The organism is Pseudomonas deceptionensis, from assembly GCF_900106095.1.
GTDB classification, from domain to species: Bacteria; Pseudomonadota; Gammaproteobacteria; order Pseudomonadales; family Pseudomonadaceae; genus Aquipseudomonas; species Aquipseudomonas deceptionensis.
The window spans coordinates 1150471-1164727 of record NZ_FNUD01000002.1 but is presented as its reverse complement, the minus strand read 5'-3'; the positions used below and the strand labels follow the sequence as shown (position 1 = coordinate 1164727).

At 59.1% G+C, this 14257-nt stretch carries 14 protein-coding genes; 9 read left to right on the top strand and 5 right to left on the bottom strand.

What is annotated here, in order from left to right; translation table 11 throughout:
• Positions 1–15: 15 nt before the first annotated feature.
• Positions 16–495 (bottom strand): RNA pyrophosphohydrolase, encoded by a 480-nt coding sequence (locus BLW11_RS05200; RefSeq protein WP_019828104.1) that lies wholly within the window; start codon positions 493–495, stop codon positions 16–18.
• Between the two features lie 143 nt (positions 496–638).
• Here BLW11_RS05200 and BLW11_RS05195 point away from each other — a divergent pair, with 143 nt between their 5' ends.
• Positions 639–1295, top strand: a complete 657-nt coding sequence (locus BLW11_RS05195) for a histidinol-phosphatase (RefSeq protein ID WP_048361304.1) — start codon at positions 639–641, stop codon at positions 1293–1295.
• A 53-nt stretch (positions 1296–1348) separates the two neighbouring features.
• Here BLW11_RS05195 and BLW11_RS05190 read toward each other — a convergent pair whose 3' ends face one another.
• Positions 1349–1777, bottom strand: coding sequence for a DUF2269 family protein (locus tag BLW11_RS05190; protein ID WP_048361305.1), 429 nt, complete (start codon positions 1775–1777; stop codon positions 1349–1351).
• Between the two features lie 37 nt (positions 1778–1814).
• On the bottom strand, positions 1815–3332 hold the full coding sequence (ilvA, locus tag BLW11_RS05185) for a threonine ammonia-lyase, biosynthetic (protein WP_048361306.1): 1518 nt from the start codon (positions 3330–3332) through the stop codon (positions 1815–1817).
• 142 nt (positions 3333–3474) lie between these two features.
• Between ilvA and rpiA the strand changes: the two genes are divergently transcribed.
• Positions 3475–4146 carry a ribose-5-phosphate isomerase RpiA gene (rpiA, locus tag BLW11_RS05180; RefSeq protein ID WP_048361307.1) on the top strand — a complete coding sequence of 224 codons (672 nt, stop codon included), beginning with the start codon at positions 3475–3477 and terminating at the stop codon, positions 4144–4146.
• A gap of 122 nt (positions 4147–4268) precedes the next feature.
• Here the strand turns inward: rpiA and BLW11_RS05175 are convergent, their stop codons facing one another.
• A complete protein-coding gene (locus tag BLW11_RS05175; protein WP_048361308.1) occupies positions 4269–5177 on the bottom strand; it encodes an SdiA-regulated domain-containing protein in 909 nt (302 codons plus the stop codon).
• A 102-nt stretch (positions 5178–5279) separates the two neighbouring features.
• Positions 5280–6212: an SdiA-regulated domain-containing protein gene (locus tag BLW11_RS05170; RefSeq protein ID WP_048361309.1), complete on the bottom strand. Its 933-nt coding sequence runs from the start codon at positions 6210–6212 to the stop codon at positions 5280–5282.
• 559 nt (positions 6213–6771) lie between these two features.
• Between BLW11_RS05170 and BLW11_RS05165 the strand changes: the two genes are divergently transcribed.
• From BLW11_RS05165 to BLW11_RS05135, 7 genes are all read left to right on the top strand, one after another.
• Positions 6772–7536, top strand: coding sequence for a hypothetical protein (locus BLW11_RS05165; protein WP_048361310.1), 765 nt, complete (start codon positions 6772–6774; stop codon positions 7534–7536).
• A 214-nt stretch (positions 7537–7750) separates the two neighbouring features.
• Positions 7751–8992, top strand: a complete 1242-nt coding sequence (locus BLW11_RS05160; RefSeq protein WP_048361311.1) for an SfnB family sulfur acquisition oxidoreductase — start codon at positions 7751–7753, stop codon at positions 8990–8992.
• A gap of 14 nt (positions 8993–9006) precedes the next feature.
• Positions 9007–10203: an SfnB family sulfur acquisition oxidoreductase gene (locus BLW11_RS05155; protein WP_048361312.1), complete on the top strand. Its 1197-nt coding sequence runs from the start codon at positions 9007–9009 to the stop codon at positions 10201–10203.
• Positions 10203–11564 carry an LLM class flavin-dependent oxidoreductase gene (locus BLW11_RS05150; protein ID WP_048361313.1) on the top strand — a complete coding sequence of 454 codons (1362 nt, stop codon included), beginning with the start codon at positions 10203–10205 and terminating at the stop codon, positions 11562–11564. Before BLW11_RS05155 ends, BLW11_RS05150 begins: the two co-directional genes overlap by 1 nt.
• Positions 11565–11679: 115 nt before the next feature.
• The gene (locus BLW11_RS05145; RefSeq protein WP_048361314.1) at positions 11680–12471 is read left to right on the top strand and encodes a MetQ/NlpA family ABC transporter substrate-binding protein; all 792 of its coding nucleotides are present in this window, start codon (positions 11680–11682) and stop codon (positions 12469–12471) included.
• Positions 12472–12473: 2 nt separating this feature from the next.
• Positions 12474–13595, top strand: coding sequence for a methionine ABC transporter ATP-binding protein (locus BLW11_RS05140; RefSeq protein ID WP_048361315.1), 1122 nt, complete (start codon positions 12474–12476; stop codon positions 13593–13595).
• Entirely contained in the window at positions 13585–14229 is a 645-nt protein-coding gene (locus BLW11_RS05135) for a methionine ABC transporter permease (protein WP_048361316.1), read from the top strand. Before BLW11_RS05140 ends, BLW11_RS05135 begins: the two co-directional genes overlap by 11 nt.
• Positions 14230–14257 lie beyond the last annotated feature (28 nt).

The following is a 14257-nucleotide window of genomic DNA, read 5'->3' as shown; positions in this document are numbered from 1 at the left end:
GGGTCGAACTCCGTGTCAGGCGCGCGTTAAAAGGCGCGGGGCAAGCTCTTTGAGAGCGCGACGGTAGACCTCGCGCTTGAATGTCACCACCTGGCCCAACGGGTACCAATAACTGACCCAACGCCAGCCATCGAACTCCGGTTTACCGGTCAAATCCATCCGCACCCGCTGCTCGTTAGAGACCAGGCGCAGCAAAAACCACTTCTGCTTCTGGCCGATGCACAGCGGTTGGCTGTGGGTACGGACCAGGCGTTGCGGCAAACGATAACGCAACCAGCCTCGCGTGCAGGCGAGTATTTCTACATCTTCGCGTTCAAGGCCAACTTCTTCGTTCAGCTCACGGTACAAGGCGTCTTCCGGCGTCTCATCAGGGTTGATACCTCCCTGTGGAAACTGCCAGGCGTCTTGATTGATACGGCGAGCCCAAAGTACCTGACCAGCGTCATTTGTCAGAATAATCCCGACATTAGGGCGGAAACCATCGGGGTCGATCACGGCAACAACCTCGCAAACGCATGTCGCCGCATTGTTCCACAAAGGTTGTGAAAGCAGCAACGCGCCTTCCTGCCTTATGTGCACTCTTATTAAAAGACCGTATTCTTGTGGCCTTTTCTCAGACAACTCAACGGGTAACCTCAATGCGTCTGGCTTTATTCGACTTGGACAACACCCTTCTGGGCGGTGACAGCGATCACGCCTGGGGCGATTACCTGTGCCAACGGGGCATTCTCGACGGCGACGCGTACAAGGCGCGCAACGACGCGTTCTACCAGGATTACCTGGCCGGCAAGCTCGATAACGCTGCCTATCTGAACTTCAGCATGGAAATCTTTGGCCGCCATGACATGGCGCAACTGGATCAGTGGCACCGCGAATTCATGCGCGACTGCATCGAACCGTTAATGCTGCCCAAGGCCCTGGCCCTGCTGGCCAAACACCGCGAAGCGGGCGACACGCTGGTGGTTATCACCGCCACCAACCGTGTGGTCACGGCCCCCATTGCCAAAAAACTCGGCGTGGAGCACCTGATTGCCACCGAATGCGAAGTCGTCGATGGCCGCTACACCGGCCGCAGCACCGACGTGCCGTGCTTCCGTGAAGGCAAGGTCACGCGCTTGAACCGATGGATTGAAGAAAACGGCTACAGCCTTGAAGACAGCTACTTCTACAGCGACTCGATGAACGATTTGCCGCTGCTGGAGCAAGTTGACCACCCGGTGGCGGTCGATCCGGATGAAAACCTGCGGGCTGAAGCGCTCAAGCGTGGCTGGCCGGTGATTTCACTGCGCGACTGAAAGAGCCCCTCACCATGCCTCTCACAAAGGGAGAGGCATGGTGAGGGCAAGCGTTACACCGGCTTGGCGCCCATCAGCCCTGCAATCGCGATAAAGCAGACCGCCGTAAAAACCGCCAACACCAGCGTAAACCACGGATACCTGGCCATTCGCCCCAACCGCAGGCGATTAAGGCGCACCACCAGCCACACCCAGCTCAGGCTGCCAACCAGATACAAACAGCTGCCCGCCAATAGCCACAACTGGCTCTGCGGCCAGCCGGCCAGGTGCACCAGAAACCAGCCACTGACCGGCAACGCCAGCAAACACAGCCCCATCAACGCCCATACAAAACTCCATGGCCGCTGCACCACCCCGCCCGACAGGTTTTTATCCCCTGCCCGCCAACGACGGATCACCACAACCAGCAAGGCAATGGCGCTGACAAACAACAGCAGTGTCGACACGCCATGCAGCAGTTTTAACGCCGTGAACGTTTCCATTTGATTAATCCCTTGAGCCGTTCACTCAGCGTAGCGGCTATCGGCCAAGAAACAGCTGATAGGCCGGGTTATCACTTTCATCCCAATACGGGTAGCCGATTTCAGCCAACGCGGCCGGCACCAGATGACGCTCATCGGCAGGCACTTGCAGTCCGGCCATTACACGGCCATCGGCCGCGCCATGGTTACGGTAATGGAACATCGAAATGTTCCAGCGCCCACCCAGTTTGTTAAGGAAGTTGAACAGCGCCCCCGGGCGCTCCGGAAACTCGAAACGGAACAACAGCTCATCACTGACCTTGGCCGCGTGCCCGCCCACCATGTGCCGGATATGCAGCTTGGCCAGCTCGTTCTCGGTCAGGTCGACCACCGGAAAGCCCTGCTCTGCCAGGCTGGCCAGCAGCGCACGGCGCGGGTCGTTCTCGGGGTGAGTCTGCACGCCGACAAAAATGTGCGCTTCGCTGCCGGTGTGGTAGCGGTAGTTGAATTCGGTGATCTGACGCTTGCCGATGGCCTGACAGAACGCCTTGAAACTGCCCGGCACCTCAGGGATGGTCACTGCGATGATGGCTTCACGGCCTTCACCCAGCTCGGCGCGCTCGGCCACATGGCGCAAGCGGTCAAAGTTGACGTTGGCCCCGGAATCGATCGCTACCAGGGTCTGGCCGCGAACGCCGCGCTGCTCAACGTACTTCTTGATCCCGGCCACGCCCAAAGCACCGGCAGGTTCGGTGATCGAGCGGGTATCGTCGAAGATATCCTTGATTGCTGCACAGATCTCGTCAGTACTGACGGTGATCACTTCATCCACATAGTCTTTGCAGATATCGAAGGTGTGCTGGCCAATCTGTGCCACGGCCACGCCGTCGGCGAAGATGCCCACGGCTGGCAACACCACGCGCTCGCCGGCGGCCATCGCGGCTTGCAGACAGTTGGAGTCATCGGGCTCGACACCAATGATCTTGATGTCCGGGCGCAGGTATTTCACGTACGCCGCGATCCCTGCAATCAGCCCGCCACCGCCCACCGGTACGAAGATCGCATCCAGCGGCGCCGGATGCTGGCGCAGAATTTCCATCGCCACGGTGCCCTGCCCGGCAATGGTGTGCGGGTCATCGTAGGGATGAACGTAGACGTAGCCTTCTTTCTCAACCAGCAGCAGCGAGTAGGCAAGGGCTTCCGGAAAGGAATCGCCGTGCAGCACCACAATGCCGCCACGGGAACGCACGCCTTCAACCTTGATCTCGGGGGTGGTTTTGGGCATCACGATGGTGGCTTTGACGCCCAGCACCTTGGCCGCCAGGGCCAGGCCCTGGGCGTGATTGCCCGCCGACGCCGTGACCACGCCACAGGCCCGCTCGGCATCGCTCAGGTGCATAAGCTTGTTATACGCGCCGCGAATCTTGAACGAGTACACCGGCTGCAAATCTTCGCGCTTGAGCAAAATCTGGTTGCCCAGCCGTGCGGTCAACTGATTGGCCGGCTGCAATGGGGTTTCTACGGCAACGTCATAAACGCGCGAGGTGAGGATCTTCTTAACGTACTGTTCGAGCATCGGAAAGCTTCACTGAGCGGGTTGGCAGGGACCAAGGAGTCTACCCCAGCGTTTGCGCGGGCGACCATACGATTCCAAAGGTTTTACAGCCTTGGGTTATACTCGCGGCCCTTCTGTTTACCCTTCCCGCCCCGGAGCCCCCATGACCCAGGACCAACTCAAACAGGCCGTAGCCCAGGCTGCTGTCGACTTCATCCTTCCAAAACTGGATGACAAGAGCATTGTCGGGGTCGGCACCGGCTCTACGGCCAACTGCTTTATCGACGCCCTGGCCCAGCACAAGGGTGCCTTCGACGGCGCCGTGGCCAGTTCCGAAGCCACTGCCGCCCGCCTCAAGGGCCACGGCATTCCGGTGTATGAGCTGAACACGGTCAGCGACCTGGAGTTCTACGTTGATGGCGCTGATGAGAGCGACGAAAACCTGAACCTGATCAAGGGCGGTGGCGCAGCCCTGACCCGCGAGAAGATCGTGGCAGCCGTGGCCAAGACCTTTATCTGCATCGCCGACGCCAGCAAGCTGGTACCGGTGCTGGGTGCGTTCCCGCTGCCGGTTGAGGTGATCCCGATGGCCCGCAGCCATGTGGCCCGCGAACTGGTCAAGCTGGGCGGCGACCCGGTTTACCGCGAAGGCGTGGTGACCGACAACGGCAACATCATCATCGACGTATTCAACATGCAGATCACCAACCCGGTTGAGCTGGAGCGTCAGATCAACGCCATTGTCGGCGTCGTGACCAATGGCCTGTTCGCCGCCCGTCCGGCTGACCTGCTGTTGCTGGGTACGCCAGAAGGCGTGAAAACCCTGAGCAAGTAACTGAAAACCTGTAGCCGCTGCCGCAGGCTGCGATAAGGACCGCAGGGCCTTCGCTTTTAAGCAGGGTCGCTGCGTCGCAGTGGCGCACCAAACCCATCGCAGCCTGCGGCAGCGGCTACAAATCAGGGTTTTTTGAACACATAAAACAGATTCGGCTCACTCACCACGTACAACGTCCCCTCGCCGTCCATCGCGACACCTTCTGCCTGCGGCACTGATTTCTTCAGGCCATGGCGCCCCTTTTTCAGCGACAACACACTGATGGGTCGCCCTTCAAGATCCAGCTCCAGCAACAACCTGGACTCATCCGATAGCGCCAGTAAATGCCCGGTGCGTTCGTCAAACTGCAAGCTCGACAAATCCCGTACAAACAATCGCGCGTCACGTCGCGGGTTGGTCACCACATGGGTGGCGTAAGGTTGCTGGGGATTAGCCTGAGGGAACCCGCGCACTTCATAGATCAGCATCGGGTCGCGCTCCTTCGCCACAAACAGACGCTTGCCGACAGAGTCGTAGGCCAGGCCCTCAAAGCCCTTGTTACCCGACTGATTGATCCCCAGCGTCAATTGCTCCGCATCCTTGGCATCCAGCACCCGGGTGCTGTCTTCGATCGTCACCTTGATCAGACGCTGTTGACGCTCATCGGTAATGACGTAGGTGTTTTCGCCAATAAACTCAACTGCCTCGGCATCGCCAAAGCCGACCAACGCAATACGCCGCAAGACCCGCCCATCGAGGGACAGCTCTATCAGCTCGGCTTTTTTGTTGGTCACGGTAAACAGGCTTTTGCGCAGCGGATCGTAGGTCAGTGCAGAAACATCGTCCTCAAGCCCCTCAATCGCCTTGCCTTGCAGCACGGCCTGGTATTGATCCAGATTGATCGATGCAGGATCGGTGGTCTGCCACAGTTGGCTGGCCTGAAACCAGGTACGTTCGAACAGGCGAAAGTGCTGCGCAGCAAAACCGGCGGCCGCAAGGGCCACCAGCGTTACACCAAGAACAAGAACGGTAGAACGGCTGACACGGCGCATTGAGGTCAAACTCTGGATAGATCAGGCAGGAGAAATACCACTATTGCCTGAACTCAACCTTAAACCTCAATACACAGTGTGTCTTTCACGAAAAAAGGCAGGTTACGGGGCCTTCTTCTCGAAGCGATAAAACAGGTTCGGCTCGCTCACCATATAGAGCGTACCGTTCTCATCGATCGCGACCCCTTCAGCCCGGGGAATAGTCTTTTTCAGGCCGTTGAAACCGCCGAGCAAGGTCATGAAACTGACTTGCTCGCCCAGTTCATCGAGCTCCAGAAGCATGTGCGAATCGGCCGACAGCACCAGTGTATGACCGGTGCGAGGGTCAACGCTGAGGGCCGAGAGGTTGCGCAGGTCCAGCTCATCGCTTGGGACTTTCTGCTTGCTACCGGTGAGTACCTGGCCGCCATCGCTTTTCCATACAAACAACTGCGGCGGGCGCTCTTCACCCAGCAACAGCTGCTGGCGACGCGGGTCCCAGGCAATAGCCTCAAAGGCCTTGTTCTGGTTTTTCGAAGGGCCCAGGTCGTACTTGGGGAAGTCGGCAATATTCAGGCTTTTGGTGTCCGCATCGACCTTGATGATGGTCAGCAAATGCTCACGCTCATCGACAATGGCCAGCAGGCCGTTCTCCATCACCGTCAGACCTTCCGGGTTGCTCCAGCCCACCAGCGGAATTTTGCGCAGTACATCACCGTCGAGGCTCAGTTCCACCAGAAACGGGTTTTTACCCATCACCGAAAACAGCGTTTTGCTCAAAGGGCTGTAAGCCAGATCCGAGGCTTCGTCCTTTTCCATCCCCGGCAACGGCTTGGCATCAATCACCGCCGTATAGTCGGGCAACCACACACTTTCATTCTGCTCTGTCGGGCTCTCAAACCGCTCCAGCACCCACAATGCACCGCGGTCATCCCAATGCATGGCTGACGCTAATGTATAAAGCGCTGCGCCAAGAAGCAGAAGCCAGTGGTACCAGCGCAAGTTAAAGCGCGGTCGGCGGCGGGCAGGCGGAGTCAACTGAGGGTCTATGGCCATTTGAATGGTCTTCCGAGAAATTTGGCTACGTCTAAATATCACAAAGCGGGCAAACCGACTGCCCCGCACGCAGTGATTATGCAAATACCGTGTGAAAGAAATGGTAAATGCACAAAAAAATCGTCAGGGCACTGGCCCAACTCGATTGAACTAGCAGTGTAGTCCAGCGATAAAAAGCAGCCTGGGACTATAATCACACATGTAGGATACATCTTTAACGCCAGTCGCTAAATTCAGCCTATTACTTACTTATATCAAACAGCCAAGACCCTACAATATCTTATAAAACCCTTATTCATAATTTCATTACGAACAGTACACTCAGGATACTGTTCAGCGCTCTGCCAGTAGGAACTTTCCGAATAAACTAAAGACATCCATATTAACGCCTCTCGTCCTTGACACTCATCCCCCCAGCCTCTTATCTAATAAAAACAAGTCGCTCCAGCCCGAAGATAAAAATCATGACGGCTGCCGCACCACTCTGCTGAAAAGCCGAAAAACCGGCCTGTTCAGGCGAGCACCGTTCCCTTGTACGCCAGAAAGGAATCTTTTATATATGCCCTTCACCACATGCCTCAACAAACTGCCGCCTCCTGCACTTTCAAACCCGGACAAAAACACTATTTGTGCCCGCGCGGCCGAACAACTGCTTATTACAATAACGCCTTATAACAATATGGAAGAGGGCGACCTGATCGAATTATTCTGGGACGGTTGCTATGTCACCTCACAACAACTTCACAAGGCGGATATTGGCCGACCTGTTTCATTAAGAGTACCGCACAGTTTTATTCAAAACGGTACGGCACGCCTTTATTACCGGGTCATGCATATCGGCAGTAGCCCCGCGCTCTCTGCGCAACTTAAAGTGTTTATCAAACTTGATTGCCCCGGTGGCGAGGCCATCGGTGACGAAAACCAGGGGCTCGCCCCGCTCATGATTCCGGAACCCATCCTGCGTTACGGGGTTAACCCCGGGCAGATGAAGCGCGGCGTTCCCGTGATCATCGAACCTTATCGAAACATGGCCTGCGAAGATGCAATCACCCTGCTCTGGGGGGATGTGCGGCTGGATTTGCCCAAACTGCGCAAGGCCGATATCGACCAGCCCGTCAGCATCTTCATCCCTGCGCACATCATTCAGGAAGCCGGTGAAGACCCCAAACTGGAAGTCACCTACTGCGTGATTGATCGGGTAGGCAACAATTCACGCTGGGCACCGGCACGCACACTCAAAGTGGGTGCCCCGAAGCGCTATATCAATCCCTCCCCCCGCGAGGTGCTTCGCGCTGCAGAACCACGGCCCAACTGGCGCAACTAGGCCTGGGGGCTCGTTGGAATCTTCTATACATATTCCTAAAAGTTAGTTCTTTTAATTTTTATACTCGATTAGGGTATATGCACCGGACCACCGGACTCTCTGCTGTTATTCGCGCCGCTCAAGCGGCGCTCCAAAACGAGATGCGAGGTAGGTATGGTCAGTAACACAATCACCCTGGCCCCAGGGCATTGCGTGCAGCCAAGGAGCGGCACTGATGTCTGACTTGGCCAATGCACACCTGCAAAGCGACCAGGATGTAGCGCCTCTGTTATTGGCAGCGCATGTTCTGCGCACCGATAACGAAGCCCTTGAAGCCGCCCGCACACTGGCTGCCAGCGCCCTTGAGCATGCGGCCAAGCGCGACCGGCAACGCAAGCTGCCGTGGTCACATATCGAAGCATTCACCCGTAGCGGGCTGGGCAGTATTTCCATTCCCCGTGAATTTGGCGGGCCGCAGGTGTCTTTTGTCACCTTGGCTGAAGTGTTCGCCATCATCTCGGCCGCCGACCCGGCGCTGGGGCAGATCCCGCAAAACCAGGTGGGCCTGCTCAGCCTGATTGCGAACACCGCGACGCACACGCAAAAAGAGCAACTGTTCACCAGCGTGCTGCAAGGTTGGCGCATCGCCAATGCCGGGCCCGAGCGCGGCAGTAAAAACACTCTGGAGCTGAAGGCTCGCATTACGGCTGAGGGTGATGATTTCATCATCAACGGTCAGAAGTTTTACTCCACCGGCGCACTGTTTGCCCACTGGATCGCGGTCAAGGCACTCAATGACGACGGCAAGCAGGTGATTGCCTTTGTCCGGCGTGGCACGCCGGGCCTGCGCGTGGTGGATGACTGGTCAGGCTTTGGTCAGCGCACCACCTCCAGCGGCACCGTATTGCTCAACAACGTGCAGGTTGAAGCCGAGCTGGTGGTCGAAAACTGGCGCCTCAACGACTCCCCGAATATTCAAGGCGCCGTGTCGCAGCTGATCCAGGCCGCCATCGACCTGGGCATCGCCCGAGCCGCCATCACCGACACCATCAGTTTTGTGCGTGAACGCTCCCGCCCCTGGGTCGACGCCAAGGTTGAGCGCAACAGCGACGACCCCTACGTGATCGCCGACATCGGCAAGTTGAGCATTGAACTGCACGCAGCTGAAGTTCTGCTGCGCAAGGCCGGCCGAGTGCTCGATGAGGTCAGCGCCGCACCGATTGACGCGCCTGCCGCTGCCCGGGCTTCGATTGCCGTGGCCGAAGCCAAGGTGTTGAGCACAGAGCTGTCGTTGCTGGCCAGCGAAAAACTCTTCGAGCTGGCCGGCAGTCGCGCCAGCCTCGCCGAGTTCAACCTCGATCGCCACTGGCGCAACGCCCGGGTGCATACCCTGCACGACCCGGTGCGCTGGAAGTACTACGCCATCGGCGCTTACCGCCTCAACGGGACTCTGCCCGCCCGGCATTCCTGGATCTGACTACGGAGACACCCATGTCACTGATATCCAAACAGGTCCCGGTTATCCACAGCGATGCCGAGGCCCTGAGCGTAGCCCGTGAACTGGCCGCACATTTCAAACGCGACAGCGCCCTGCGTGACCGTGAACGCCGCCTGCCTTTTGATGAACTTGAACTGTTTTCCCATACTGGCCTGTGGGGCATTACCGTGCCCAAAGCCTACGGCGGCGCAGACGTGTCCAATGTAACCCTGGCTCAGGTGGTGGCGTTGATAGCCGCTGCTGATGCCTCGCTGGGGCAAATCCCGCAAAACCACTTTTATGCACTGGAAGTCCTGCGGGTCAACGGCTCCGAGGCGCAAAAACAGCGGCTGTATGCCGAGGTATTGGCCGGGCAGCGCTTCGGCAATGCGCTGGCAGAAATCGGCACTAAAACTGCCCACGACCGCACCACGCATCTGGCCAAGGCCGAGCAGGGTTATCGGATCACCGGCCGCAAGTTCTACGCCACCGGCGCACTGTATGCGCAGCGCATCCCTACCTCTGTAGTGGATGACAACGGCGTCCAGCAACTGGCATTTGTGCCCCGCGACAGCGACGGCCTGAGCGTGATTGACGACTGGAGCGGCTTTGGCCAGCGCACCACAGGCAGCGGTTCGGTGGTCTTCGACAACGTATTTGTCGGCGCTGAAGACGTTATCCCCTTCCAGAGCGCTTTCGAGCGGCCGACCACGGTTGGCCCGCTGGCGCAGATCCTGCACGCGGCCATCGACACCGGCATCGCCCGCGCCGCCTTTGAAGACGCGCTGCACTTTGTGCGAACCAAAACCCGGCCGTGGATCGACGCCACCACCGACATTGCCAGCGAAGACCCCCTGACCCTCAAGAGCTTCGGCCACTTGAGCGTCCGCTTGCACGCCGCCGAAGCCTTGCTGGACCGGGCCGGGGAGTTTCTCGACGAGGCCCGGTCCGACACCACCGCCAGCACGGTGGCTGCCGCATCGATTGCCATCGCCGAGGCACGGGCCATCAGCACCGAAATTTCCCTGGCCGCCGGCAGCACCCTCTTTGAACTGGCAGGCAGCCAGGCCACCCTGGCCGAACACGGTCTTGATCGCCACTGGCGCAACGCCCGGGTGCACACGCTGCACGACCCGGTGCGCTGGAAGTACCACGCCGTGGGCAACTACTACCTCAACGATGCCAACCCGCCGCTGCGGGGGACCATCTGATGAGCAAAAAGAAAATCCTGATCAATGCCTTCAACATGAACTGCATTGGCCATATCAACCACGGGCTGTGGACGCACCCGCGGGACACATCGACCACGTTCAACACCCTGGAATACTGGACTGAGCTGGCGCAGTTGCTGGAGCGCGGGCTGTTTGACGGGCTCTTTATCGCCGATATCGTGGGCGTGTATGACGTTTATCAACAATCGGTTGATGTGCCGCTCAAAGAGGCGATCCAGCTGCCGGTCAATGACCCGCTTCTGCTGGTTTCGGCCATGGCGGCTGTCACTAAAAACCTCGGATTCGGTTTAACCGCCAACCTGACCTACGAAACGCCGTACTTGTTCGCACGCCGCATGTCGACCCTTGACCATCTGACCCGTGGCCGCGTGGGCTGGAACATCGTCACCGGCTACCTCGACAGCGCGGCCAAGGCTATGGGCCTGACCGAACAGGTCGAGCACGACCGCCGTTATGACCAGGCCGACGAGTACCTCGAAGTCCTCTACAAACTCTGGGAAGGCAGCTGGGAAGACGACGCCGTGATCAATGACCCGGTGCAGCGCATCTACGCCCGGCCCGACAAAGTACACAAGGTCAAACACGACGGTGAGTTCTATCAGGTGGAGGGTTATCACCTCTGCGAGCCCTCGCCCCAGCGCACGCCGGTGCTGTTTCAGGCCGGCAGTTCGGATCGCGGGCTGGTATTTGCCGGGCGCCATGCCGAGTGCGTGTTTATCAGTGGCCAGACCAAGGCCGCCACCAAAGCCCAGGTAGACAAGGTCCGCGCCAGCGCCGTGGCGGCGGGCCGCAACCCCGACGACATCAAGCTGTTCATGGGCCTTAACGTGATCGTGGCACCTACCGAAGAACTGGCGCAGGCCAAGCGTGACGAGTACCTGAGCTATGCCAGCGCCGAAGCGGGCGTGGCGCATTTTTCCAGCTCCACGGGCATCGACTTTGCCGACTACGAACTGGACGAACCGATCCAGTACGTGAAGAGCAACGCGATCCAGTCGGCGACCAAGGTGCTGCAAAACAACGACTGGACCCGACGCAAGTTGCTCGAACAACACGCGCTTGGCGGGCGTTACATAACCCTGGTGGGTTCGCCGGAACAAGTCGCTGATGAACTGGAGTCGTGGATCGCCGAAACCGGCCTCGACGGTTTCAACCTGACCCGCATCGTCACCCCGGAAAGCTACGTCGATTTTATCGACCTGGTGGTGCCCGAACTGCAACGTCGGGGCTCCTACAAGACTGCTTATGACACCGGCAGCCTGCGCCAGAAGCTGTTTACCGACGGCGATGCGCACTTGCCGCAACGCCATACCGGCGCCGCTTACAGGCACAACCCATAACCCTCTTTTGTTGTGGGAGCGAGCCTGCTCGCGAAGCTTGCAGGACTGCCGCACTTTCGCGAGCAGGCTCGCTCCCACAACGTTCGAATTCCGACTCTTTGACTGGGCAACTATCATGAACAAAAAACACGCACTGGTTCTGGCCCTCGGGCTGTTTAGCGGCATCGTCCACGCGGCCGACAAGCCCCTCAAGGTCGGTACCACCGCCGCGTTTGCCATCCCGCTGGAAGCCGCCGTGGCCGAAGCCGACAAACAAGGGCTAAAAGTCGAACTGGTGGAGTTCACCGACTGGATCGCCCCCAACACTACGCTGGCCGCCGGCGATATCGACGTGAACTACTTCCAGCACATCCCGTTCCTGGAAAACGCCAAGGCCGCTGCCGGGTTTGATCTGGTGCCGTATGCCAAAGGCGTGATCAACAACGTGGGGCTGTATTCGAAGAAGCACAAAAGCTTTGAAGACTTGCCGGTGGGTGCCACGGTGGCTATCGCCAACGACCCGATCAACAGCGGGCGCGGCCTGCAATTGCTGGCCAAGGCGGGTCTGATCACCCTCAAACCCGGCGTCGGTTACAAGGCCACCGAAGAAGACATCATCGCCAACCCGAAAAAGATCAAGATCCTCCAGGTCGAAGCCGTGCAGCTGGTGCGCGCCTACGACGATGCCGACCTGGTGCAGGGCTACCCGGCCTACATCCGCCTGTCCAAGACCTTCGATGCCGAATCGGCACTGTTGTTCGACGGTATCGACCACCCTGAGTACGTGATCCAGTTCGTGATCCAGCCCAAGAACAAGGACGACCCGCGTCTGGCCAAGTTCGTCGACATTTACCAGCACTCGCCCGTGGTAAAGGCTGCGCTGGATAAAACCTACGGCACCTTGTACCAACCTGGTTGGGGAGGCTGATCATGAGCGTGGCCATTGCTCGCGTACGGCTCGATGAGCCGCTGCCCGGCGCGTCCCATACCGAGCTGCACCCCGAACTGAGCCGCGCCCATGTACGGTTCATTGGCGTCGGCAAAACCTATGAAGGCCGCCAGGGCCCGGTCGATGCGCTCAAAGGCATCGACCTGGCGATTCAGCGCGGAGAAATCTTCGGCATTATCGGGCGCAGCGGCGCCGGAAAATCGTCGCTGATCCGCACCATCAACCGCCTCGAACAACCCAGCACCGGTCGCGTGCTGATCGATCAGATCGATATCGGTGACTTCGATGAAAACAAGCTGGTAGCGCTGCGCCGCCAAACCGGCATGATTTTCCAGCACTTCAATCTGATGTCGGCAAAGACCGTGTGGCAAAACGTCGAGCTGCCGCTCAAGGTGGCGGGCGTGCCCAAACTGCAACGCGAGCACAAGGTGCGCGAGCTGCTGGAGCTGGTCGGCCTGCAAGGCAAGCACACGGCGTACCCGGCGCAGCTCTCGGGCGGGCAAAAACAGCGGGTGGGCATTGCCCGGGCGCTGGTTCACGACCCGGCCATTCTGCTGTGCGACGAAGCCACCTCGGCACTCGACCCCGAAACCACGCAGTCGATCCTCGGCTTGCTGCGCGAGATCAATCAGCGCCTGGGCCTGACCATCATCCTGATCACCCATGAGATGGCCGTGATTCGCGACATTTGCCACCGCGTGGTGGTGCTGGAGCAAGGCCGAGTGGTCGAGCAAGGCCCGGTATGGCAAGTGTTTGGCGACCCGCAGCACGAGGTCAGCAAAACCCTGCTCGCGCCCTTGCAAGACGCCCTGCCCGCTGCACTGAAAAACCGGATCACGGCGCAGCCCCTGTCAGCACAATCCAGCGTGATCCTGCGACTGCGCTTTACCGGCAGTCAGGCGCAAGAACCCGACCTGGGCGCGTTGTTCAGTGCCCTGGGCGGTCAGGTGCGACTGCTGCACGGCGGCGTCGAGCAGATTCAGGGCCACGCGCTGGGGCAATTACTGCTCAGCGTAACCAGCACGTCGCTGGGCGCGGATGAGCTGCGCAAACGCGCCGGTCAATGGGCACAACAGGTCGAGGTGGTGGGCTATGGGATTTGATCGTTTATGGCAGGGGGTGATCGACACCTTCTTGATGGTCGGCGTGTCGTCACTGATCGCGCTGATACTGGGGGTGCCGCTGGCGGTGATTCTGGTCACCAGCGGCAAGGGCGGGATCTATGAAGCGCCTGCCCTGAACAAGGCACTGGGCGCGTTCGTGAACCTGTTTCGCTCGATCCCCTTTCTGATCTTGATGGTGGCGCTGATCCCGTTTACCCGCTTGATTGTGGGCACCACCTACGGCGTCTGGGCAGCCGTAGTACCGCTGACAATAGCGGCAACACCGTTCTTTGCGCGGATCGCCGAAGTCAGCTTGCGGGAAGTTGATCACGGTTTGATCGAAGCCGCCCAGGCCATGGGCTGCAAGCGCCATCACATCATCTGGCACGTGCTGTTGCCCGAAGCCTTGCCGGGCATCGTCGGCGGTTTCACCATCACTCTGGTGACGATGATCAACTCCTCCGCCATGGCCGGGGCGATTGGCGCCGGCGGTCTGGGCGACATTGCTTACCGCTACGGCTATCAGCGCTTCGACACTCAAGTGATGCTGACCGTGATTGTATTGCTGGTGGCCCTGGTGGCCTTGATCCAGCTCGGTGGCGACCGTTTGGCCCTGGCCCTCAACAAACGCTGAGGTATAGTCGGCGGCCTGACTGCCGCCG

Coding starts and splice junctions, on each gene's coding strand:
- BLW11_RS05195 (WP_048361304.1), top strand. CDS start 639: ATGCGTCTGGCTTTATTCGACTTGGACAACACCCTTCTGGGCGGTGAC.
- BLW11_RS05190 (WP_048361305.1), bottom strand. CDS start 1,777: ATGGAAACGTTCACGGCGTTAAAACTGCTGCATGGCGTGTCGACACTG.
- ilvA (WP_048361306.1), bottom strand. CDS start 3,332: ATGCTCGAACAGTACGTTAAGAAGATCCTCACCTCGCGCGTTTATGAC.
- rpiA (WP_048361307.1), top strand. CDS start 3,475: ATGACCCAGGACCAACTCAAACAGGCCGTAGCCCAGGCTGCTGTCGAC.
- BLW11_RS05175 (WP_048361308.1), bottom strand. CDS start 5,177: ATGCGCCGTGTCAGCCGTTCTACCGTTCTTGTTCTTGGTGTAACGCTG.
- BLW11_RS05170 (WP_048361309.1), bottom strand. CDS start 6,212: ATGGCCATAGACCCTCAGTTGACTCCGCCTGCCCGCCGCCGACCGCGC.
- BLW11_RS05165 (WP_048361310.1), top strand. CDS start 6,772: ATGCCCTTCACCACATGCCTCAACAAACTGCCGCCTCCTGCACTTTCA.
- BLW11_RS05160 (WP_048361311.1), top strand. CDS start 7,751: ATGTCTGACTTGGCCAATGCACACCTGCAAAGCGACCAGGATGTAGCG.
- BLW11_RS05155 (WP_048361312.1), top strand. CDS start 9,007: ATGTCACTGATATCCAAACAGGTCCCGGTTATCCACAGCGATGCCGAG.
- BLW11_RS05150 (WP_048361313.1), top strand. CDS start 10,203: ATGAGCAAAAAGAAAATCCTGATCAATGCCTTCAACATGAACTGCATT.
- BLW11_RS05145 (WP_048361314.1), top strand. CDS start 11,680: ATGAACAAAAAACACGCACTGGTTCTGGCCCTCGGGCTGTTTAGCGGC.
- BLW11_RS05140 (WP_048361315.1), top strand. CDS start 12,474: ATGAGCGTGGCCATTGCTCGCGTACGGCTCGATGAGCCGCTGCCCGGC.
- BLW11_RS05135 (WP_048361316.1), top strand. CDS start 13,585: ATGGGATTTGATCGTTTATGGCAGGGGGTGATCGACACCTTCTTGATG.